Raw genomic sequence first — 20,947 nt, forward strand, 5'->3', positions numbered from 1 at the left:
CGAGAAACCCGCTCGTTATGTCTTCCGGTCACCATTTGGGTGGTATGAAGCGACTCACGGTGTCGACTGTCATACGGTAGTGACTCTCTATACGAATAGCCTCGGTGAGCCATCCGAGAGATGACTAGTCGTCCACCCCTACTGCTAAGAGGCCGCCGGGTGAGGCGACTGTATGACACGGACCGTCCGCATCATCGGCGCGCCAACCGACTACGGGGCAAACAGACGGGGTGTCGACATGGGACCGTCGGCGATCCGATACGCCGGACTGGCCGATCAGCTCCGGTCGGCGGACACAGAGCCGGTCGACGCGGGCGATATCCGCGCACCGCACGCTGAGGAGTGTGATCCCGACACGCGGTCGGTACCCACCGGCACCGCCCAATTCTTCGAGGAGACGAAAACCGTCTGCACGCAGCTCGCCGACACCGTCGAGTCGACGCTCGAAACTGACGAACTCCCCATTGTTCTCGGCGGCGATCACTCGGTGGCTATCGGCTCGGTGCGTGGCTCGGCCGCAGCCGGACCGCTTGGCGCGATCTGGTTCGATGCCCACGCGGATCTCAACACTCCTGCTACGTCGCCGTCGGGAAACATCCACGGCATGCCGCTGGCAGCGCTCCTCGGAATCGGGGAGTTCGCCGACCAATCGTGGGCCACTGCCCCACATCTCCGCGAAGAAAACCTCGTCCTCGTCGGACTACGGAGCGTCGACGAGGCCGAAACGCGACTCATCGAACAGCGGGATTTCACCGTGTTCACGATGTCCGAAATCGATAGCCGCGGCATCACTGCTGTCGTCGAGGAGGCCCTTGCAGTGGCGACCGACGGCGTCGATGAGATCCACGTGAGTCTCGATCTCGACTGGCTCGATCCAACCGAAGCTCCCGGTGTTGGGACGCCGGTTCGCGGCGGTGTCACCTACCGTGAGGCCCATTCGGCGATGGAACAGGTTGCAGCGACCTCAGCAGTCCGGTCGCTGGATCTCGTCGAAGTCAATCCGACGTTGGATCAACACAACGAAACCGCCGAGTTGGCGACCGAACTCGCCGCAAGCGCACTCGGAAAACGAATCTTGTGAATCCTGTGATCTCAGCAGAGGGTATAAAATGGTAGTAGATGGTATCTATCTTGATTCAAGGAGAGAATCCCGCCGTTCACGGCGGGCGTGAATCCGACACGGTGCTGAGCAACCGCCGACGATTGCTCACCGAAACCCAAATGCTTAGTACACGCCGTCTCGTACACGTTAGCAAGGGTTGCGTCGGCTCTCGGCACTTGCGCGGGAGTACGAGACGCGCTGAAACTAGCGTCCCGAGTATTTCCGGGCGTCGGTTCCCACGGGTCGGTTCTGCAACCGACTGCGGGGTTCGCGTCGTTCGTCAGCACGGGAACCCGGCCTACGGGTCGGGGAAGTGTGACCGAACCGACCGTGCCGTGAGGCATGACCGCTTGAGAGAGAGACGCCCCGAGAAACCGGGCGTCGATGACTCGCTCGCGGGTGGGAGCGCCCGTGACAGCGCCACAGGACGCTCCCGAGCGAGGGACGAAACCCGTCCCACCGACCTCGGGAGAGAAGGTCCTGAAACCTGCTCGGTAACGGGCCGGGTTTCCTCGTGCGGGGGAAGCCTCGCCGTTTACGGCGAGGAGGATGTCACTGGTGCTGAATGGCAGTAACGACCGGCTACCGGACGGGTAGCCTGTCGACTAACTTTGCGCCGCGGGTGAACATGCCGCCGCGACCTTTGCCTTCGGTGATATTTCGGAAGACAGCTTCGGGGTCTTTATTCCAGATCCACTGCCACCGCGTCCGAGCCAGCAGGGCGAGTTTGCGGGCCGTACTGAGCTGTGGGGTCTCCGAGAGGACGTCGTACTCTCGGTTACGGATGAGCCGGTGGTGGTCGGCGTACAGCACTGCCGCCAGCAACACCGCAAGCTGGCAGTCCTCGGGGAGATATTTGATTCCGGCGACACCCTCACTGTAGAGGTCTTCGGCTCGGGCGAGTTCGTCCTGCATCACGGCGGCGACGCCCGTATCCATCTCGAAGTTTCTGAGCTGGTCGTTGGTAACGTCATGACGGTCAAGCGTCGACTGCGGCAAGTAGATCCGGTCGCGTTCGACGATGTCCTCCCGGACGTCCCGAAGGAAGTTGGTGAGTTGGAACGCTTCGCCGAGTGCGGTCGCGTGGGTGAGTGCCTGCTCGGGATTGTCGGGAGCCATAACCGCGGTCATCATTCGCCCGACAGCGGAGGCCGAGCCATCCATGTAGGCTTCGAGTTCGGCGTACGTTTCGTACCGGTCGGTGTCGATATCCGACGCCATCGCATCGATGAACGTGTCGACGTCGTCGGGGTCGATATCGTACTCCTCGCGGAGTTCGGCGAACGCCGCGAGCACCGGATCGTCAGTTTCGGTCTCTCCGAGGGCGGCCGCCCGGATCGTTTCGAGTTCCGCTCGCTGTTGGGCTGGTGTGTTGTCGCCCGGATCGTCGACTACCTCATCGGCGACACGGAAAAACGCGTACAACACGTAGGTCGCCTCTCTGATCCGTGGCGGCAACAGCCGTGTGGCGACGTGGAAGGTTTTGCCTGTCTGTTGTTGGATCGCCTTGCTACGGGCGATTTGGTCGTCTCCTACCATAGCTCTCTCAGAGCCGTCGGTCGTCTCGTCGGCCGGTTCCGGCGGCACAGCATATGATCTGTATACGGGCGCAATCAACATAACAGTTCGTACATGAACAGATTGTCACTGTTGTTTGGTAACTTGTGGAGGTGTCGCTCAATAAAAGGTATCAGAACAGTCGTAGACCACTCCATGCGTCGGACAGATGTACTTACAGTGGCGGTGGTCCATCGACGCCTCACAGATCGGACAGGGTCGACCCGGCGGTGTTTCTGCCTCTCCCATACCCACTCAGACGCCGACCAGCTACATTACGGTTCTCGTTTCAGGCACTGCCTTCTCGACGGTAGGCTGTGGCTACAACGGGAGGTTACGGCTTGTCGACACGCGGAATGTAGAGTCCTCGTGAGGGACGAAGCAGTCCGGTATCGAACCGTTTGGCTCGTAAGATTGCCACACCGAAGCTGAGCGCAACCCCGACCGGAATCCAGTTGCCGAACCAAGCATTGATCGCGCCCCACAGGATCACGAAGCTAACCAGATCGTCCAGCATGAATTCACACTGCGAGAGTCGCTCTTTGAGCATCGTTCGGTCGACGGTCCAGTCGAGGACCCCCACAGAAATGACCGCGCTCAGCACCCACCCCGCGTAGTTCGACACCGGTACGTTGTAGAATGCACCTCCAGCCGAGTAGGTCCAAAAGCCTAGCGAGACCGCCGCCGGATCGAGCACCACGTCCATCGCCACGACCGCCGGAATCACGACTGCAAGCCGGACCAGACGCGAAGTTGTTCGGTCGCCGAGCAACAGCAGTGAGAGGATGTAGGTGTTGAGTACTATCGGGAGGAAAAATACCGGCAGCGCCGCCGGAATCTCACCGACCATCGGCCCGAGACTGATCCCGTAGACGAACTCGCCGTAGGGCCAGCCAGTCGACACGCCGACGTACTCGATGAGGTAGGTATACCCCGTCAACAGCCCGATCCCACCAAGTGCCCGCCGATCAATCGCCGGAATCACGCCCACGATCAGCGGGGCGGCCATCACCACCGTTCCGAACAGGATTAGGGGTGCGTTGAACTGGAGTAGTTCAGGGATGAACGACCAGCCTTCGGCGCTTCCCAGTAGCATGAGCGCGCCGATCAGCGGGAAAAAGACGGCTATCGTGAATCGGTTCCCGTCGACGAAGGCATCCAGCCATGCCTCGGTCTCCTCGCGGGTTCGCGGTCGACCGGATATGACTGCAGACAGCCCCTCAGCTTCACGAATCTGCGGCCTGGGCGACTCGCTGTCAGTAACCGACTCGCTCACGGCAGCACCTCCCAGACGGGGACGAGTTGCCACAGCGCGCCGAGGGTGATCAGGGTGCCAACGGCGGTGTTGAGCGCCGGAAACCACCAGTAGGCTCGGTCGACGGCCACCGACGACTGGGTGACCCAGACAACGAACACGGGGTACACTGCGAGCAGGCCACCGAGTCGTAGGTCGACCAGCCCGAATGCCAGCGACGCGGCCAGCCAACAGCCCGCGACGTAGCCGTAGGTCCGTCGTTCGCCGAGAGCAGTAGCGGTCGTCCGGATACCGGCCTGTCGATCCGGTTCGATGTCGGGGATCGCCGAAAACGTGTGCATCCCCATCGTCCAGAGCCACGCTCCGACGACGGCCAGTGCGGGTGGCTGTCCTCCCGCGACAACCACGTAGGCAGCGATCCCCGGCAGGATATACAGGCCATTGGAGACCGAATCCAAGAGCGGTGTCGTCTTAAATCGGAGCGGTGGGGCGCTGTACTCGACCGCGAGGAACAGAAACCCAACTAGCCACGGCCACGCTGCAGGTGGAGTCACTCCGAGCAACCCAACGCCGAGAAGCCCAGAGAGGACAACTGCTGCGGTGACGCTACGGTCGCCCTGCCAGCGAACCTCTTTGTCGTCTTTTTTCGGATTCTCGGTGTCGACCTCGGCGTCGAAGATGTCGTTGACACCGTACAGTAACACATTGGCGGGGAGCAGAAAGTACGCGAACAGCGCGACTGCGGTCGAGCCAAACAGTTCGTCGACGCTGGTTGCGGCGACCGCGACGCCGACCACCACCGGGCCAGCGAGGTAGAACCAGAAGCGTGGCCGCGAGAGTGCTACCAGATAGCTGAGTCGGTCGACCAGTCCCGAGTCCGCCTGTTCGTCAGTGGTCACAGATGACATCACTCCGCGACGGCATCCGCAGTTAGTTGGCCACTAATCAGACACATCGGAACGCCGATACCGGGGGTCGTATACGATCCAGTGAAGTAGAGGCCGTCTACTTTCGAGGACTTCCGCGAAGGACGGAACAGCGAGGTCTGGCGAAGCGTGTGAGCCATGCCCAGCGCAGTGCCCTGCATCGAGTTGTAGCGGTCGGTGAAATCGTTCACGCAGAACGTTTTTTCCGCAACAATCCGATCTCGGAGGTCGACGCCCGTGTTGTCGGCGATATCATCGAGAACGAGATCACGGAAGGTTTCGCGTAGCTCAGGGGTGTCCTCCAGTCCAGCCGCAATCGGCACGAGGGCAAAGAGGTTGCTGTGGCCCTCCGGGGCGACCGAATCGTCGGTTTTCGAGGGGACACAGAGATAGTAGGCCGGATCGTCGGGCCACGCTGGGGTGTCGAAAATCGTCTCGAAATGGTTGCTCCAGTCGGTTGGCAAAACGAGGCTGTGGTGGGCCAGTTCGTCGACATCGCCCTCGACACCCAAATACAGCAGGAATGCAGAGGGCGCGTAGGTTCGAGAGTCCCAGTAGTCGGCGTCGTACTGCCGTTTTTCGGGTGGGAGCATTTCTTGCTCGGTGTGGGCGTAGTCCGCGTTCGAGACCACCCGATCCGCGAGATACTCTTCGCCGTGTTCGGTTCGGACCGCAAAGGCTCCCTTTCGGCCTGCGATTTCGGTCACTGGCTGGTCGGTAACAAAGTCGACCCCCAACTCCTCAGCGAGTTCGACGATGCCGTCGACAACCGCCCCCATCCCGCCGTCGGGGTAGTAGACGCCCATGTTGAAGTCGACGTGGCTCATCAGGTTGTAGAGCGCGGGCGTGTTGGTTGGCGCACCACCCAAGAAAACGAGGGTGTACTGCATGATCTGCTGGAGTTTCGGGTGTTCGAAGTAGCTCTCGACGTGGCCCTGCATCTTGCCGAGCAAGGAGAGTCCCCACGAGTAGCGCATTACGTCAAGGTCGATGTAGTCCCGTAGTCGGGGGCGGTCCTCGTAGACGAAGTGTTCCATGCCGACCTCGTAGGTGTACTGGGATTTGTCGAGATACCGATCAAGCGCCTCTCCTGCGCCGGGTTCATAGCTCTCGAACAGCTCCTTGTTGGCCTCGACATGCGGTAGGAGGTCGACCTGATCGCCGTCTTTGAAGAAAATCCGGTAATGGGGATCGAGCCGCGAAAGGCTGTAGTAGTCGTCTGGCTGCTTGCCGAAATGACCGAAGAACCGCTCGAAGACGTCGGGCATCAGATACCACGACGGTCCCATATCGAAGGTGAACCCGTCCATCTCCAGTTGGCTCGCGCGGCCACCCAACTGTTCGTTTTTCTCGACGACCGTCACGTTCGCGCCAGCGTCGGCGAGATAGCAGGCCGTCGACAACCCACCGAAGCCGCTGCCGATGATGACGATATCCTCGTCGTCGACCACCGAGAGGTCGCCATCGTATCGTCCTTCGTTACCGCCGTGTTCGTCGCTGTCGTCTCCTGAGGCGGTGACCATGTATAGGTCAAATAAGTTCGACATCAGTATAAAAGAACGGACTTCGAGCCGACCGAGGCCCAGTTTTAGGGTCACCCGCGACCATCAATTGCTATGGACGACCGGACAGCAGTCATTACTGGTGGGACCCGAGGCATTGGACGCGCCGTCGCCGAGACGTTCGTCGACGCTGGTGCACGTGTCGTGATCTGTGGACGAGAGACTGCCGACATCGACGAGACGGTCGACGAACTGAACGATACACACACCGACCCAGATGAAGAAGCCCGCGTCTCGGGGCTCCGGACAGACGTTCGCGACGAGTACGAGGTCGAGCGGCTGATGGAACACGCCGCGCGGCGCGGCAGTGGTATCGACATCGTCGTCGCCAACGCGGCGGTCAACCACGGGACACCCGGCGAGATGCCGACCCACGAGGAGTCCTACAGCCGGTTCGACGACACGATGCGGACCAACCTCCGCGGCGTGTTTGCAACAATCACGGAGGCCGTGCCGCATCTCGCGGCTGATGGCCGCGTTCTAGTTCCCTCCGGTGGAGTTGCTCGGGAGGCAAAGGCCGGGATGGGTGCGTACGCGATCTCGAAAGCCGGTGCGGAGGCGGTGGCCCGCAGCTTTTCAGTCGACCTCGACCAGCCAGTGTGTGTCGTCGACCCCGGCCTCGTGGCGACTGATCTGACAGGCATCGAGAAGGCTCGCGATCCGAGCGACGTTGCACCGATGTACCTGTGGGCCGCCAGCGAGGCCGACCCCGAGACGATTAACGGCGAGATCGTCGACCTGAAACTGTGGAAGCAGTCGACGCGGTAGTCGCCGACTAACACTTAAAAAGACAGTCGCGAGATCGGTCGCGTCCATCGATTTATGCATTCTGTCGACGAACCTGTGACGGAGTGCCACGGGCACATGATCCCCATGAACGACGCCGACGCTTGGTACAAACGACTCGAAACACGCGAAACGAACCCCCGAATTAGGCCATCAGTAACTGACGATGCGGTCGACCGGGCGATTGCAGCCATCGGTGAGCCGCTGTCGCCGCCGGATGTCGACCGCGTCTGATCGACGCCGCTTTTTTTGTTTAGTCGACGTGATCGACCCGTTCGACGAGGTCGACATCCAGCCCGCGTGCCACATCGGGCGTGAAGTTCCAGACGGTATCGAGGAAGTTCACGTTGTAGCTTGCCGGACCGTTGTAGTCGAGGTCGTCGGCCTGTTCACCGACAAGCCCGAAGGCGAGCGTTGCATGTAGCGCCGCAGTAAGGGGGTCGTCGACGCTCCCACAGAACGTCGCCACGCTGCTGCCGAGCATACAGCCCGTGCCGACGACCTCGCCCATCATCTCGTGGCCGGAGTCGACGCGGTAGACCGCCTCGCTGGAGGCGACGATGTCGACCTCCCCGGAGGCGACGACGACGGTGTCGGTCGACTCGGCGAGCGCTTGGGCGGTCGCCTCAATCTCCTCGTAGTCGCCGACCGATTCGACGCCCTTGACTTCGGCTTCCGCGCCAGCCAGCGCGGTGATTTCGCCGTAGTTGCCTTTGATCGCCGCGATATCGATATCGGCCACCAACCGTTTGATGAGGTTGTTTCGGCTCGGCGTCGACCCCATGCCGACCGGATCGAGAACGACCGGAATGCCACGCTCGTTGGCCGCCAGCCCCGTTTCGAGGAGGGCTTCGTTGATCGACTCGCTGAGCTGGCCCGTATTAAGTAGGACTGCACCGGCGGCTTGGGCCATTTCCGGGCCGTCGTTGGGTGAGTCAGCCATCACCGGCAACGCTCCCCAGTGGAGGGTAATGTTGGCCAGATCGTTGATCGTCACGCGGTTGGTGAGATGCTGGACCAGTGGTTCGGTCTCCCGGATGGCCGACAACGAATCGGCCAGCGCGGTCGTCGAGACCTCTGAGCCCTTAGTCATCGTCGGCCTCGACAGCATCTTCGGCCGTTACCTCGTCACCCATCGCACTGTCGACTGCGGCTCGAAGCTCGCGGGTGGCGGCCGCCGGATCGTCGGCGGCAGTGATCGCGCTAATGGCTGCGACCGAGGTCGCACCGGCCTCTATGGCCGCCGCCGCGTTGTTGGGCGTGATGCCACCGATTGCGACCACCGGGATCTTGACCGTCTCGACAATGTTGGAGAGCTCGTCGACCCCGAGTCCGTCATCGGCTGTCGGGGCGTCGACTTTCGAGTTTGTGCCGTAGACGGCTCCGACACCGAGATAGTCCGCGCCGGTGATCGCCGCCAATCGGGCCTCGGAGACGGTCGACACTGACGCGCCGATGATGGCGTCGTCACCCAACTGCTCACGGGCCACTGAAACGGGGAGGTCAGATTGGCCGAGGTGGACGCCATCGGCATCGATGGCGCGGGCGATGTCGACGCGGTCGTTGACGATCAGGTCGATGTCGGCTTCGGCTGTGAGTTCGCGGAGTTCACGACCCAGTTCGTAGCGCGTGCGGGCGTCGGTGTCCTTCTCGCGGAGCTGAATGGCGTCGACGCCGCCCTCGATGGCTGCCTCAACGATTTCGGTTGTTGACCGACCCTCCGACAGCGACTCCTGTGTGACGAGATAGGTTCGCCACTGGTCTGGATTCATGCATGGTAGTCAACAGTCATCACGGAAGCGGGTTACGGTCCGTTGCTATCATTTTACGGCCTGTGTGATCGTCGAAACCAACAAACGCAAACGCTGGGAGCCGAAACCCAACGGTTGTATGATCGACCTGCTCGGCCGACTGCTCGGGTTCGTCGCCGCGCTGTTCGAACGAGCAGGGATTATCGAGCGCAGTCGACTCCGAGAGACGGTCGACCTCGCGTGGCCCCGCGTGATCACCGGCTTTGCGATCATGTCGAAACAGACCGCCGATCTCGCCATGGTTGGCGTCGTCTTGGGTGCGCCCGCCGTCGCAGGACTGGCGTTCGCCGGAGCCTACTGGTCGGTCGGCAAGTTCGTCGCTATCGGCGTGGCTGGGGGGACGGTCAGTCTCGTCTCACAGAACTACGGCAGTGACGAGGCCAGCCGGGCGGCACTGGTCGTCAAACAGAGCATTTGGATCGCCCTCGGCCTCTCGGTTCCGATTGTCGTCGGCTACGTCGTGTTTGCCCCATCGCTGATCGGTCTCCTGAGTGGGAATGAAGCGGCTATCGGCCACGGCACGACCTATCTCGTGGTCGTCGCGCCCGCACTCGTCTTTGAGTTCCTGAACATGATCGCCAGCCGGACCTACGCTGGCGTCAGCGACACGCTCACGCCGATGATCGTTCGCGCTGGCGGCGCGATAATGAACATCCTGCTGAGCGGGGTCCTCATCTTCGGCTTCGGGTTCGGTGTCATGGGAGCCGCCCTCGGTACGGCGGTCTCGACCGGACTCGTCACGCTCGTCTTCTCATGGGGGATGTTCGGCCGAACGTATTTCGGAACCGGAGCAAGCCCGGTCGCGCTCTCGATGGGCGGGCCGCAGTTCGATGTCGGGTTGATGCGCCAGTTGGTAACGGTGTCGACGCCGTTGGTCGCCCGCCGATTGTCCGAGGGACTGGTCGTCTTCCCGCTGTTGGGGATCGCCGACAGCTTCGGTGCCGACGCGGTGGCCGCCCTCGAAGTCGGCAGGCGAGTCCGAAACCTCGCCAACAGCGTGACGTGGGGGTTTTCGATTGCCGCGAGCACACTGGTTGGCCAGCGACTCGGCCGCGGCGAGGAGACCGAAGCAGGAGCCTTCGGCCGAGAGATTATCGCGCTCTCGCTGGTGATCTATCTGTTCGTCGCCGCCGGTGTCGCGGGCTTGGCCGAACCGATTGCGACTGTCTTCGTCGACGATCCGGCCGCAGTCGCGCTGACGACGAGTTTCGTACTCGTCGCGGCGGTAAGCGTGATCCCGCTCGGCGTCGGCGGCTCGGCGACTGGCGTGCTCCGCGGTGCGGGCGATACCCGAATCCCCTTTTATGCCTCCCTTATCGGTCTCTATCTCTGTGCGCTGCCGACAGCGTATTTGGGACTCCTGACGCCGCTGGGCGTCTCGGCGTTGTATATCGCACTCGTCGTTGAGACGACCGTTCCGGCGGGAATCTCTCTGTGGCGATTCCGCACTGACCGGTGGAAGGCGGTCAGTCGGGCCTACCGTCCGGCTGCGGTCGACGACTGATTGGATTCGGAACCCAGACTGGGTTCCGTCGACAGCCGCTACGTGGGGGCTGGCTCGTAACCGTCACCGACAGCGATGCGGAGTGTCTTGGGCTGGAGACGAAGCGAGAGCTGCGTCCGGCGGATGATCTCGCCGTCGAGACTGAACGCGACCGGTTGGTCATCGGCGACGCTGATGTCGACCGCCGAGACCGTGTATCGGGAGGTCCAGGGTGTGTGTTGGTTAAATAGGCGTTCGGCGGCGACAGTTCGCAACAGCCCGACCGAGCCGGTTGCCCTGACGAGGGTGACGTCGAACCGTCCGTCCTCCATGTTCGCCTGCTCGCTGCCACTCGGCGGAAACCGTCGACCGTTACCGATCAGCACGCCGACGGCATCCCCGGACCAAACCGGGGCAACATGTGGATCGTCGTACATCTCAACACTGACCCGAATGCTCTCGAAGCTCCGAACCGTCCGCAGCGTCGAAATCACGTAGGCCGTGGTCCCGAACCGACGTTTCAGATCGGCGCTCGTCTCCGCGCTCGCCTCCGCGGTGAGACCGCCGACACAGGAGTTCACGAAGGGTCGACCGTCGGCGAACGCGAGGTCGACCCAGCGGCGCTCGCCGGACTCAAAGGTCTCAAAGGCTTGGTGGATTCCCGTGATTCCGATGTTTCGTGCAAAATTGTTGCCAGTCCCACAGGGGATGACACCAACTGTGACGCTGTCGAGGGCCCCTACGGCCTCGATGCCCCGGACGACTTCGTTGAGCGTGCCGTCCCCACCGGCTGCAGCGATGAACGTCGCGCCGGCGTCGACGGCCTCGCCCGCGAGGTCGACCGCGTGGCCCGCTCGCTCGGTTTTACGAACCCGATAGCCGTGTTCGGCGGCCTGCTGCCGAACTGTCGAGAGATAGTCGCCCGTACCGCTCTCGGGGTTGCACACAACGACGCTGTCGACGGTGGTGGCGGGTTCCATTGAGAGGCGAGGGGAGAGTACACAAGGTGAGGTGGTGGAGCCTCAAAATGGTTACCGAGGCGGTGGCGTGGTGCCGGAGAGTTCTGGCGAGAACTGTGACACCAGTCTGGTCACCGAGATTGCACCGCTGTCGTCGACTGTCGATCCGCACAGAGACTCCCCCAAATGGATCTATCTTTCGTTCGGAAATCAGAGCTAAGTAACTCAGCGGCGGCTGTATTAGATGGACATTATGGCAGACACAGACACCGGTCCCCGCGACATTACAACGGATCATGAGACGATCAGACAGTGGGTCGAACAACGGAGCGGGACACCCGCCCATATTACTGGTCAGGTCGACGACGACGCCAGCAGCCTCTATATCGTCCGCGAAGACGAGGAGATGGAGGGACTCGATCCCCTCTCGTGGGACGAGTTCTTCGAGACGTTCGACGCCGAGGGGTTGGCGTTCGTCTATCAGGATCGGGATGTCGGCGAGACCGACGAATGGCTCTACGACCTGATCGACCGCAACGAAGTCGCCGAACGGGCCTCGCTCGAAACCACCGATGTCGAGCAGTCGCTGGTCGAAGGCGACGTTGTCCGCAGCGAGATCACCGAGACAAAAGTTATCGAGACGACGGTGGTCGAAACCGACCAGATCGAAAGCGAAGTCGTCGACAGCGAGATCATCGACAGTACTCTCGTCGACCGGGAGACGATCTCACGGGAGATCGTTGGCGTCTCCTTCGAGGGGAGTCCGGACCAGCTTTCAGCGAGGCTCAGATCGGAGACGACAGAGACGACACGGATGGACACCGACGAAGAGATGACCGACGACGGAATGACTGAGACGACACGGATGGACACCGAGGGAGAAAGCGGTGGGCCACAACACAGTCCGGTCGACGAGCCAGCCGACAAAACGACACCCGAGCCACCAGTCGACCGACGGTCGACTGACCGCGAGGAGGTAAACCGAACGGCGACCAGCGAACAGTCCAGCCAGCGTGCGGCGACCGGCCAACAGCCCGGCGACCGACGGGCGAGTGAGCACCGGGAGAGTGACGACCAAACGAGTGATCGACAGCCAAGCGAGCGACGGGTGAGTAACCGACAGCAAGAAGAGCCGACAGTTGGACTCGCGGTCGACGATACCGTCGTCCTCGATGTCAACGACACCGTCCGGACAGCGATGGAGATCTTCGACCGGAAAACCGTCGAGAGCCGCATCGTCGAACAGGAAATCACCGAAACGGACACCGTCGAGAGCGACGCGATCAACATCGAGGGTATCGAAGAAAGTCTGCTGGAGAGCGATCTGATCGACGGGCAGATCGTCAGCGACGAGACCGGCGAGACCACGACAGCAGGCCTGCCGAGCGGAGCGATCACCAGCGAGCAGACCGAAGGAGATACAGTCCAAAGCCAGTTCGTCGAACGCCGGCTGATCGAAACGGAGTCGACCGAACATCACCGGGTGACAGCAGATATCGCCGATCACAAGCTGGTCGATACCGTCGACAGCCGAAGCAGCATCGTCGAGCGAGCGATTGTCGACCGAGAGGCCGGTGAGGAGGTCATGCTTCGCCAGCCCGAAGCCGGTGTGGCGACGACCGACGATCAGATCACCGCCGCCGAGGAGTCCGCGACCACTGCAGACGCCGACGCGGAGATGGCGGCCGAACCCGGTGGTGAAACGGGCGAGGCCGGAACGACCACAACCGACGAGGCCGGGATGTCGACCGCAACCGAAATCACCGACGACGAGATCGGCAAACAGGTCGTCTCAGGCGACAAGGAGGTTGGGATGGTAAGCGATGTCGACACCGATGCCAACAGGCTGTACGTCGATCCCGAACCGAGTCTGGCCGACAAAATCAAAGCCGCCCTCGACTGGGGCGAAACCGAGGACAGCTACCCGGTTGAGGCCGACCAGATCGAGGGAGTCGACGACGACGAAATCCGTATCCGCGAGATCTGAGTTCGCCTCACTCAGGGCGACAGCCGTCGCAGTCGACCCGTCCATCGAGTTGGTCGGGAAGCCCAAACATCGAGGGCTGGAGCTCCGCCCAGAGACAGCGCTGAAAGGCGACGTCGAACCCAGTTGTATCCCGAATCGACCCGAGACCCGTCCGGAGGGCTTCCCATTCGTGGGCCATGAGGTTGAACTTCTCGTTGGTACCCATCACGCCCGTGTTTTCGGGGTCCGTCGAGTGACACACTGCATAGTGGGCGATCTCGTGGAGAATCAGTTTGGCCTCGATTTCGGGGCTCTGGCGATCAGCGACCACCGCACGGTTGCCCGTGCTGAGACCGCTGACGTAACCCGACCCGGTGTGGAACTTCGTCCATGGACTGTACAGTCGGCCGTGATGGGGTCCCTCACCGAACCCCGGAACGACGACCAGTTGGAGGGCAACGTTTTTCAGTCGACGCTCGACGGTCCGGTGATAGAAACTCCACGGCGACCAGAGGATTCGCCGGGCGTCGTAGCCATACCGCCGCTCGAACCATGCGCGGTCGTAGCGCTCGGGATAGTCGAGCCACTGGAGATAGATCCCGTTGGACCGAAACAACTCGACCAGCGCCGTCTTCGTCCGTTCGCTGACGGTCGTTGCACCGACATACCGGATGTCGACCAACAGATCTCGCCGGTCGGGATCGAACCCCTCGAACTGATCGACCCCGAACAGGTCGGTCAGCCACGCAGTGAACTCCTCGGAGCCTTCGAGGGAGTCGGGAATCGCGTCGCTGTCGGCGTCCTCATAGGAGCGGTCGAGACTGTATGCCGTCGTACCGATCCCGAACGGCGCGGTGACCACCCCGCCGAGGAGTTTGAGTGTCTCTCGTCGACCCGGATCTGCTGGCCCGCTGATCGGCTTGTCCTCATCAGAATCCGTCACAGTCTGTCCTTCCTGACTGTTCTGGATACTATGATCATTTAATTATATCGGTTATTATAATATAGAATAACAAATTTTGTACTATTCCTAATTATTTGGTCACTAATAATCCTAAAACAGCTTTTAACCTATAGCCAAAAAGAGGTGAAAATCATAAAAAATAGGGAGGGGGTAACTACTTTATATCCTCCCGACAATCCAGTGGCATGAGCGACCGGGCCCTTGTCGTCGACGACTCTTCGTTCCAGCGAACTATCGTCTCAAACACCATCGAGGACTGGTTCGACATCGTCGCGACCGCCGAAAACGGAAAGGAGGCCATCGAGCAGTTCAAGAAGGAACGGCCCGACGTGGTGACGATGGATATCATGATGCCGGAGATGGACGGCATCACGGCAGTCAAGAACATCAAGGAGATTTCGCCGGAGACGATTATCGTGATGGTGACAAGCGTCAAGCAGAAACAGAAGATGCGAGAGGCCGCCAAGGCGGGCGCTGACGGCTATGTGACCAAACCCGTCAACACCAAAAAACTCCGCGACGAGTTCGCCGACGTTCTCGACTGGCCCGCCGCGAGTCAAGAGTAGCTGCCGAGGAGCCCTGTTGAAATCCTCAGAGAGTCACACGTTCGTCCTGTAATTCGACTAGATGAACGCTTCCCGAAGTCACAGTTACACCGTTTCACTGAGACTCGGTCTATCTGACACCTCCGACGCCGTGTCGTGGTCCGCGGTCTAAGGCCAGCAAGGATTCTTGTTTAGCATATATGTGGATTCTACTGAGTCAAAACGAGTATCAAAAGCACCACACCAAACAGTAGGATAATCACTGAGAGCTGTTTGTTCCGTCTCCTTGTTCGTTCACCGACTTTCACAGGATCGTTTCTAACTTCTTCAACACTTCCCCATGTACGACCACCTAATTCTGGTCTGCGAAACCCAATAATACCCATCGTTATGAATAACAGTGAAGCGAGTAAGTAACTCATCTACCTACTGACTTCCAGTTGGACGACAAGTATTATCAATCATTTCACTTCATGTCAACTGTTAGGATTTATTGTTTTGGATCTACCGAAACACTCGGCAGTTGATGTATTCTCCTGACTATGCTCAAGACGCAGACTTCAGTGACCAGCTGTTTCAGACAAAAATATCTCAAAGAAGAGGATTTCAACAGAGACGCCAAGGATTATTTGATCGCGGAAACGACGCCAGCAACGCCACGCACACTTTTCACCGCGCCCAGTTTCGCCAGCGAGCCACCTTTCAGCGCGCCAAATTTGGCGTACGACGCGGTCGTGACCGCACCTGCTTTGGCGTAGTAGCCGCTTTTGCGGGCCGCACCGATACAGTAGTGTTTGGCCGCCATCGGGATCGGGGCGCGTCGACCCTGTACCGCGGTCGACCCCTCGCGGATCGCCGCACAGACATCGCTGGCCGTAACTGAGTCCCTGCTTTCGGCGTCCAGCGTGATCTCGGTGTAGGCACGCCCCACATACGGCAGGGTGTGGGCATCGCTGGCCGCCACCGCCGGATAGCCGTGGGCGTCGGCAAACCGCCGGGCGCGGCGGTTTTTATATCCGGTAAACAGCCACGCGTTGAACGACTCGATGGCGTCGACATCGGGGATGTTCTTCTTCCGAACACCGTGGCGGGTTCGCTGGAAGGGATGGGGAACGATAGCGACGCCGCCGTGGTCGCGAATCCAGTCGACAGTTTCTGCGTACGGCTCGCGACGGGGTGGCATCTCCTCGACGCCAATCGCAAGCAGGTGACCGTGAGCCGTCGACACCTCGACTCCGGGAATCCCAATCAGGCCGTACTCGGGTGCCAACTCCGCTGCCCGGAGCGACTCGCCGATTGCGTCGTGGTCGGTGATCACGACCCCATCGAGTCCGATGTCTGCGGCGTGTTCTAAAATCAGATCGACCGGTTCGCTCCCGTCGTAGGAGCCGTCCGAATGTACATGTAAATCGATCTGGAGCGGAATATCCATGTCGACGACCACTATCAAGCCGACAGGGAAAAAGTCACTCGTCAGATATTGACAGATACGGCCCTTTGAGAGCACTCAGATGACACTTTATTACTGATTGCGATATACCACAGTCGACAGTTAGCGAGTGGCTAACAGTTCCTCGGCCGTGTCGACGCCGCTCCAGTAGGCTTCGTGTGCGCGACCCTCGCCGCTGAGCCAGTCGCCGGCGACGAACAGTCCCTCCTCGCGGAGTGGGTCGACGATCTCGCCGTCGAGTCCCGCGTTAGGGAGGGCATACCGCCAGCCCTGATCGTCGACCCACTCCGGTTCGTCGAGACGGTCGTCATCGAGGAGATCGGCAACCATTCCGGCCACCTCCTCGCTTGCCTTCGCAAGCGGCACGTCGTAGTTATTTGTCGACCAGTCGGGAGCCATCTGGGCGATGAGCAAACTCTGACCGTCAGGGACGTGGCCCGCCTTACAGGATTCCCGGGCGAGCCAGCCAATCGGATGGGCGCGGTCGGTGTTGACCAGCGCGTAGTAGGGACGGTCGATCTCGAAAGGGTACTGCAGAACGACCGTTCGGATCGTCCGAAACGGAACCGACCGGATTGCGTCGACGGCCTCGGTGAGCTGGTCGGTGGCAGAACCATCGGCAAAGCTGGTAGAGGCCAGCAGATCGGCGGTCTGTGGGGCCGGTGGCGTGAGGACGATGTTCTCGAAGGGTCCGTGATCGTCGCCATCGGTGTCGGTCAACGTCCAGCCAGCCGCGGTTTGGGCGAGGCTGTCGACGCGTGTCGTGTTGTGAACTGTGGCATCGGTCCGCGCTATGAGTCGTTTGGCGAACTGGGTGATCCCCTCAGTCCACGTCCACTTGTGGGCCTCTCGGCGGTCACCGGGGCTGATCTCGCCGTGTTTGTCGAACGTCCAAACTGGCTCTGTGATGTCGACTAGTCCCTCCTCGCCGAGTTCGTGGAGCAACTCGGTGGTCCGACCGTCGGGGTCCTTGATGTAGTTCGCGCCGTGGTCGTAGTGGCAGCCGTGTTTGCGACGGGTAGCCGCGCGGCCGCCGACACCCCGGCTCTTTTCGAGGATCGTTACCTCAATCGGCTGATTTCGGAGCCTATCGGCGACACCGACACCCGCCAGCCCTGCACCCACGACACAGAGCCTGTGAGTGGGTTGGTCTGCTTCCATACGGTCCCAAACGGCAGCCAGCGGCTAAAATCCCCGTTGCACACTGTTTTCCCGTCTGACTTCATTGGTACTGGTATGTACGATGCGGTGATATTCGATAACGATGGAGTGTTGGTCTCCCGGACGTCCTACGATGTGCTCCACGAGGCCACGTGGGCGGCGTTCGACGCGGCCGGTGTCTCCGATCCCGATCCCGACGACGTGAAGGCGATGGTGGTCGACGTGAGTTCGACTGAGGTCGAAGACGTCTGTGCACGCTATGGGGTCGATCCCGAGACGTTCTGGGCCCAACGTGACCAACTGTCCAGCGAGCGACAGCAGACCGAGGCCTGCGCCGGACGCAAAACCCCCTACGAGGATCTCAGTGCGCTCGACCGCCTGTCGATGCCAATGGGTGTCGTGAGTTCCAACCAACAGGCGACCGTCGACTTCCTGCTGAGCTACTTCGACCTTCGGCCCTACTTTTCGGTCGCACTCGGCCGCGAACCGACGCCCGAGGCACTCGACCGACAGAAACCTGACCCCTACTATCTCACGCAGGCGGTCGACGCCCTCGATGCCGACTCGGCACTGTTTGTTGGGGACAACGACTCGGATATCGCCGCCGCCAACAATGCCGGACTCGACTCGGCGTTCATCCGCAGACCCCACCGCCGGAGCCACGACCCCTCGCCAAGACCGACACATATCGTCGAAGATCTCCACGATATCGTCGACCTCTGTCGGTCCGCAACAGTCTGAGATCGCATCCTCAAAAACTGATATATTCTGTATAAAATCCACGCAGAGACGAATCTATATTTAAGAATGTCTGACAGATGTGGATATATGAGATGAGTATACTGCCGCTAGAGGCGATCTAACGTACATATAACACTAGTATATTTCATATCAGCTTCATATCATAGGTTAATATGATAATATTTGGTGAATGTGTCGAATAGTTTATACGTATACCACTCATTTGTAGTTTTGTATCATATAGAGACTCACAACCGACGAGCAGTACTGAAGACGGCAGGTAGCGTTGCGATTATCGGCAGTCTCGCTGGCTGTGCTGGCGGCGAGGGACAAGGCAACGAGACGAACGAGACAAACGACTCGGAGATGGACGACGGCAACGAGACGAATAGCTCCGATGAGGGGATGGACAATGGCAGCCAGATGGCCAACGTCCGTGTGGCCCATCTCGCACCGGACGCGCCGAACGTCGACGTCTACGTCGACGACGAGGCGGTGCTCGAAGACGTGTCGTTCAGCACCATCAGCGACTATCTCGAACTCGAAGCCGGCACCTATGACGTGCAGATCACCGAAGCCGGCACCGAGGAGGCCGTATACGACGAGTCCCTTGAAGTCGAGGCGGCCAACTACACGGTTGCGGCGGTCGGCGAGATCAGCGAGGAGAACCAGCCGTTCGCAGTCGAAGTGTACGAGGACGACCTGAGCGATCCGGGCGAGAGTGCCCGTCTCCGCGGCATTCACGCGGCTCCCGACGCGCCAGCGGTCGACATCGCCGACGAGGAGACCGGTGACCTGTTGTTCGAGGACCTCGCCTTCGGCGAGGACCAAACCGGCGACGCACCGCCGGGCGACTACACGCTCGAAATCTTCCCGACCGGCGAAGACGAGGATCCGGTGGCAACGTTCGATGCGAGCGTCGAGGCCGGAAGCGTCTATACGGCGTTCGTCGTCGGCTACCTCGAACCCGACGATGCACCAGCCGACGAGGAGCTCTCGGTCGAAGTCGTCGAGGACTCCGCTGGGATGGATCTGGGCAGCGAAGACGGAATGGGGGGCAACGAGACGGATAGCGAAAACGAAAGCAGCTAACGACGCTCTCGACACTGGCTCGCGGTCCTCACTCAATCGTGTAGGTTATTTTTGCTGTCGCGTGAACCGTTACATCGTCCGGCTGTAGCTCCGTCGACCGCCCGGAGCCACTCGCTTCGTCCATCGCAAACTCCTGGCGAACCGTCGACACGCCACCGTCGCCCGTGTCGACGTGCTGCACATCGACGACCGATCTGTCTACCTCTCCAGCGACGAACTCTGCCTCAGTTCGGCCAGCCTCAAGCGCTGTGTCGAGGGCCTCCTGCCGTAGCTCCGCCCGGCGCTCGGCGGAAAGTGTAAACTCGATCCATTCGATGGTGTCGGCTCCCGATTCGACGGCCGTATCGACCACATTCCCGGTCGACTCCACATCGTCAACTGCGATCCGGAACGCGTGGGTTCCGGCGTAGCGAGTCGACTCGCTGGCCGCTGGCTCAGTGTCGTCTACTGGCCTCGGCTCTCGGTCGACGTCTTCTCGGATGCTGAACCGGCCGGTCGTAATTTGGGCTTCATCGAGTCCGGACGTCACAAGTCCATCTGTGAGCTGTTGGGAGCGATCCGAGAGTTCGTCCCGGATAGCCGCGGGATCGTCGCCAGTGGCTTCGATACTGACGTGGACGACTGCTTGATCCGGCTCGGCGGTTACCTCGCCGGATTTGCGGACGGTTAGGGTCCGGCTACTATCACTCTCGTTCGTCTGGGCACTCCCAATACAGCCCGCGAGTGCTGCTGTTGCTACGGCTCCACTGCCAACGAGGAGTTGTCGTCGTTGCATATCTCCTGCTATGAGACCGGTTCCTATCAATACGTGTATGACTGAAAGAGTCGTTTGCGTGCGGCAGTCAGGCGTCTGCCGGCTCCGATTTGTTGATCCGTGTTGCCAGCGCCCAAAACAGCGGGAGAATCGTGAGGACGACCGCACCCCACGCCGCCAGTTGGAATGCTGTCGCCCCGGCGGCGATCTCCGTTCCGCGGGCCACCGGAATCGTGGTATGGTGTGGCTCGCCGACAATAGGGATGAAGTAGTCGACGGTCAGATCAATCGTATACCACCCCACCGCGAGGCCGACAGCCGCCACCGGAAAGTCGGTGATGCGGTGGAGGACGAACGCTTGGACGACCATCGCCAAATGGCTCACCAGCAGGAAGGCGTACATCGCGGGCGCGGTGAACTCCAAAAACGCGTCAGCAAAAATGACAAGCACCCATGGCGTCCAGAGGCCGAGTTTGATGTTGCCGAAGAAGGCGAGTGCAGTCAGATAGTCGTTGGATCGGTCGACCGCCCACAGGGCGAACGCACCAGCGATAAACAGCGTCGCCATCGGGCTGTCGGGGACGAAAATCCACATCTCTGGAGCCGTGCGGGAGAGCTGTGGAAAGTAGTACCAGAAGCCGAAGGCCGTCCCCGCGAGATTGATCGCGACGACGAGCCAGACGAGCCGGAGGCCGATGGTTTCGAGAACCGACGGCACCGGCGCAAGCCAACGTGGGAGACGGTCTCGTGAGGGCAGCTGTCGACCGCTCGGAATCCAACCCATACAGAGCTTTCAGCACGGCAGAAAATAAGTCACCGGGACCGAAGCGGCC

22 protein-coding genes are annotated in these 20,947 nt (G+C 60.7%); 9 read left to right on the top strand and 13 right to left on the bottom strand.

All coding sequences use genetic code 11. The annotated features are described in order from the left end of the window. Positions 1 to 172: 172 nt before the first annotated feature. A complete protein-coding gene (gene rocF / locus HALTADL_RS02270) occupies positions 173 to 1,081 on the top strand; it encodes an arginase (RefSeq protein ID WP_089673144.1) in 909 nt (302 codons plus the stop codon). 371 nt (positions 1,082 to 1,452) lie between these two features. Beyond that, a complete protein-coding gene (locus tag HALTADL_RS17140) occupies positions 1,453 to 1,677 on the top strand; it encodes a hypothetical protein (protein WP_162551653.1) in 225 nt (74 codons plus the stop codon). Positions 1,678 to 1,684: 7 nt separating this feature from the next. On the opposite strand, the gene HALTADL_RS02275 is transcribed toward HALTADL_RS17140, so the two are convergent. The 5 genes from HALTADL_RS02275 to HALTADL_RS02290 form a co-directional block, all read right to left on the bottom strand. Continuing rightward, positions 1,685 to 2,641, bottom strand: coding sequence for a phytoene/squalene synthase family protein (locus HALTADL_RS02275; protein ID WP_089673601.1), 957 nt, complete (start codon positions 2,639 to 2,641; stop codon positions 1,685 to 1,687). 138 nt (positions 2,642 to 2,779) lie between these two features. Beyond that, positions 2,780 to 2,908 carry an HVO_2523 family zinc finger protein gene (locus tag HALTADL_RS17555; RefSeq protein ID WP_265472938.1) on the bottom strand — a complete coding sequence of 43 codons (129 nt, stop codon included), beginning with the start codon at positions 2,906 to 2,908 and terminating at the stop codon, positions 2,780 to 2,782. 85 nt (positions 2,909 to 2,993) lie between these two features. Continuing rightward, positions 2,994 to 3,935, bottom strand: coding sequence for a bisanhydrobacterioruberin hydratase (gene cruF, locus HALTADL_RS02280; RefSeq protein ID WP_177171958.1), 942 nt, complete (start codon positions 3,933 to 3,935; stop codon positions 2,994 to 2,996). Beyond that, positions 3,932 to 4,822 carry a prenyltransferase gene (locus tag HALTADL_RS02285; RefSeq protein WP_089673594.1) on the bottom strand — a complete coding sequence of 297 codons (891 nt, stop codon included), beginning with the start codon at positions 4,820 to 4,822 and terminating at the stop codon, positions 3,932 to 3,934. The genes cruF and HALTADL_RS02285 overlap by 4 nt, the downstream gene beginning before the upstream one ends. Beyond that, positions 4,822 to 6,363: a phytoene desaturase family protein gene (locus HALTADL_RS02290; RefSeq protein WP_089673593.1), complete on the bottom strand. Its 1,542-nt coding sequence runs from the start codon at positions 6,361 to 6,363 to the stop codon at positions 4,822 to 4,824. Before HALTADL_RS02290 ends, HALTADL_RS02285 begins: the two co-directional genes overlap by 1 nt. A 93-nt stretch (positions 6,364 to 6,456) precedes the next feature. Between HALTADL_RS02290 and HALTADL_RS02295 the strand changes: the two genes are divergently transcribed. Next, complete coding sequence (locus HALTADL_RS02295) at positions 6,457 to 7,170, top strand: SDR family NAD(P)-dependent oxidoreductase (protein ID WP_089673592.1); 714 nt, start codon at positions 6,457 to 6,459, stop codon at positions 7,168 to 7,170. A gap of 105 nt (positions 7,171 to 7,275) precedes the next feature. Next, on the top strand, positions 7,276 to 7,422 hold the full coding sequence (locus HALTADL_RS17145) for a hypothetical protein (protein ID WP_162551654.1): 147 nt from the start codon (positions 7,276 to 7,278) through the stop codon (positions 7,420 to 7,422). Positions 7,423 to 7,441: 19 nt separating this feature from the next. Here the strand turns inward: HALTADL_RS17145 and thiM are convergent, their stop codons facing one another. Continuing rightward, positions 7,442 to 8,281, bottom strand: coding sequence for a hydroxyethylthiazole kinase (gene thiM / locus HALTADL_RS02300; protein WP_089673599.1), 840 nt, complete (start codon positions 8,279 to 8,281; stop codon positions 7,442 to 7,444). Then, the gene (thiE, locus tag HALTADL_RS02305; protein WP_089673591.1) at positions 8,274 to 8,960 is read right to left on the bottom strand and encodes a thiamine phosphate synthase; all 687 of its coding nucleotides are present in this window, start codon (positions 8,958 to 8,960) and stop codon (positions 8,274 to 8,276) included. Before thiE ends, thiM begins: the two co-directional genes overlap by 8 nt. Before the next feature lie 118 nt (positions 8,961 to 9,078). On the opposite strand from thiE, the gene HALTADL_RS02310 reads away from it, so the two are divergent. Beyond that, positions 9,079 to 10,503 (top strand): MATE family efflux transporter, encoded by a 1,425-nt coding sequence (locus HALTADL_RS02310; protein WP_089673598.1) that lies wholly within the window; start codon positions 9,079 to 9,081, stop codon positions 10,501 to 10,503. Between the two features lie 38 nt (positions 10,504 to 10,541). Here HALTADL_RS02310 and HALTADL_RS02315 read toward each other — a convergent pair whose 3' ends face one another. Continuing rightward, entirely contained in the window at positions 10,542 to 11,462 is a 921-nt protein-coding gene (locus HALTADL_RS02315; protein WP_089673590.1) for a diacylglycerol/lipid kinase family protein, read from the bottom strand. 232 nt (positions 11,463 to 11,694) lie between these two features. Between HALTADL_RS02315 and HALTADL_RS02320 the strand changes: the two genes are divergently transcribed. Beyond that, a complete protein-coding gene (locus HALTADL_RS02320) occupies positions 11,695 to 13,428 on the top strand; it encodes a hypothetical protein (RefSeq protein WP_143054185.1) in 1,734 nt (577 codons plus the stop codon). A gap of 7 nt (positions 13,429 to 13,435) precedes the next feature. Here HALTADL_RS02320 and HALTADL_RS02325 read toward each other — a convergent pair whose 3' ends face one another. Then, positions 13,436 to 14,350 (bottom strand): hypothetical protein, encoded by a 915-nt coding sequence (locus HALTADL_RS02325; protein ID WP_177171956.1) that lies wholly within the window; start codon positions 14,348 to 14,350, stop codon positions 13,436 to 13,438. Positions 14,351 to 14,556: 206 nt separating this feature from the next. Here HALTADL_RS02325 and HALTADL_RS02330 point away from each other — a divergent pair, with 206 nt between their 5' ends. After that, the gene (locus tag HALTADL_RS02330; protein WP_089673588.1) at positions 14,557 to 14,937 is read left to right on the top strand and encodes a response regulator; all 381 of its coding nucleotides are present in this window, start codon (positions 14,557 to 14,559) and stop codon (positions 14,935 to 14,937) included. Between the two features lie 604 nt (positions 14,938 to 15,541). Here the strand turns inward: HALTADL_RS02330 and HALTADL_RS02335 are convergent. Beyond that, entirely contained in the window at positions 15,542 to 16,348 is an 807-nt protein-coding gene (locus HALTADL_RS02335) for a CehA/McbA family metallohydrolase (protein ID WP_089673597.1), read from the bottom strand. Positions 16,349 to 16,468: 120 nt separating this feature from the next. Further along, the gene (locus HALTADL_RS02340; RefSeq protein ID WP_089673587.1) at positions 16,469 to 17,527 is read right to left on the bottom strand and encodes an NAD(P)/FAD-dependent oxidoreductase; all 1,059 of its coding nucleotides are present in this window, start codon (positions 17,525 to 17,527) and stop codon (positions 16,469 to 16,471) included. 75 nt (positions 17,528 to 17,602) lie between these two features. On the opposite strand from HALTADL_RS02340, the gene HALTADL_RS02345 reads away from it, so the two are divergent. Next, positions 17,603 to 18,268 carry an HAD family hydrolase gene (locus HALTADL_RS02345; protein ID WP_089673586.1) on the top strand — a complete coding sequence of 222 codons (666 nt, stop codon included), beginning with the start codon at positions 17,603 to 17,605 and terminating at the stop codon, positions 18,266 to 18,268. Positions 18,269 to 18,499: 231 nt separating this feature from the next. Further along, complete coding sequence (locus HALTADL_RS02350; protein ID WP_245708503.1) at positions 18,500 to 19,360, top strand: DUF4397 domain-containing protein; 861 nt, start codon at positions 18,500 to 18,502, stop codon at positions 19,358 to 19,360. 28 nt (positions 19,361 to 19,388) lie between these two features. On the opposite strand, the gene HALTADL_RS02355 is transcribed toward HALTADL_RS02350, so the two are convergent. Beyond that, complete coding sequence (locus HALTADL_RS02355; protein WP_089673585.1) at positions 19,389 to 20,135, bottom strand: SIMPL domain-containing protein; 747 nt, start codon at positions 20,133 to 20,135, stop codon at positions 19,389 to 19,391. Between the two features lie 67 nt (positions 20,136 to 20,202). Continuing rightward, positions 20,203 to 20,898 carry a DUF1405 domain-containing protein gene (locus HALTADL_RS02360; protein WP_089673584.1) on the bottom strand — a complete coding sequence of 232 codons (696 nt, stop codon included), beginning with the start codon at positions 20,896 to 20,898 and terminating at the stop codon, positions 20,203 to 20,205. Between the last annotated feature and the right edge of the window lie 49 nt (positions 20,899 to 20,947).

Source organism: Halohasta litchfieldiae (assembly GCF_002788215.1).
Lineage (GTDB): Archaea > Halobacteriota > Halobacteria > Halobacteriales > Haloferacaceae > Halohasta > Halohasta litchfieldiae.

Coding starts and splice junctions, on each gene's coding strand:
- HALTADL_RS02330 (WP_089673588.1), top strand. CDS start 14,557: ATGAGCGACCGGGCCCTTGTCGTCGACGACTCTTCGTTCCAGCGAACT.
- HALTADL_RS02285 (WP_089673594.1), bottom strand. CDS start 4,822: ATGTCATCTGTGACCACTGACGAACAGGCGGACTCGGGACTGGTCGAC.
- HALTADL_RS02345 (WP_089673586.1), top strand. CDS start 17,603: ATGTACGATGCGGTGATATTCGATAACGATGGAGTGTTGGTCTCCCGG.
- HALTADL_RS02340 (WP_089673587.1), bottom strand. CDS start 17,527: ATGGAAGCAGACCAACCCACTCACAGGCTCTGTGTCGTGGGTGCAGGG.
- HALTADL_RS02310 (WP_089673598.1), top strand. CDS start 9,079: ATGATCGACCTGCTCGGCCGACTGCTCGGGTTCGTCGCCGCGCTGTTC.
- HALTADL_RS17555 (WP_265472938.1), bottom strand. CDS start 2,908: ATGGGAGAGGCAGAAACACCGCCGGGTCGACCCTGTCCGATCTGTGAG.
- HALTADL_RS02360 (WP_089673584.1), bottom strand. CDS start 20,898: ATGGGTTGGATTCCGAGCGGTCGACAGCTGCCCTCACGAGACCGTCTC.
- HALTADL_RS02320 (WP_143054185.1), top strand. CDS start 11,695: ATGGCAGACACAGACACCGGTCCCCGCGACATTACAACGGATCATGAG.
- thiM (WP_089673599.1), bottom strand. CDS start 8,281: ATGACTAAGGGCTCAGAGGTCTCGACGACCGCGCTGGCCGATTCGTTG.
- HALTADL_RS02295 (WP_089673592.1), top strand. CDS start 6,457: ATGGACGACCGGACAGCAGTCATTACTGGTGGGACCCGAGGCATTGGA.
- thiE (WP_089673591.1), bottom strand. CDS start 8,960: ATGAATCCAGACCAGTGGCGAACCTATCTCGTCACACAGGAGTCGCTG.
- HALTADL_RS02275 (WP_089673601.1), bottom strand. CDS start 2,641: ATGGTAGGAGACGACCAAATCGCCCGTAGCAAGGCGATCCAACAACAG.
- HALTADL_RS02335 (WP_089673597.1), bottom strand. CDS start 16,348: ATGGATATTCCGCTCCAGATCGATTTACATGTACATTCGGACGGCTCC.
- HALTADL_RS02290 (WP_089673593.1), bottom strand. CDS start 6,363: ATGGTCACCGCCTCAGGAGACGACAGCGACGAACACGGCGGTAACGAA.
- rocF (WP_089673144.1), top strand. CDS start 173: ATGACACGGACCGTCCGCATCATCGGCGCGCCAACCGACTACGGGGCA.
- HALTADL_RS02355 (WP_089673585.1), bottom strand. CDS start 20,135: ATGCAACGACGACAACTCCTCGTTGGCAGTGGAGCCGTAGCAACAGCA.
- HALTADL_RS02315 (WP_089673590.1), bottom strand. CDS start 11,462: ATGGAACCCGCCACCACCGTCGACAGCGTCGTTGTGTGCAACCCCGAG.
- HALTADL_RS17145 (WP_162551654.1), top strand. CDS start 7,276: ATGAACGACGCCGACGCTTGGTACAAACGACTCGAAACACGCGAAACG.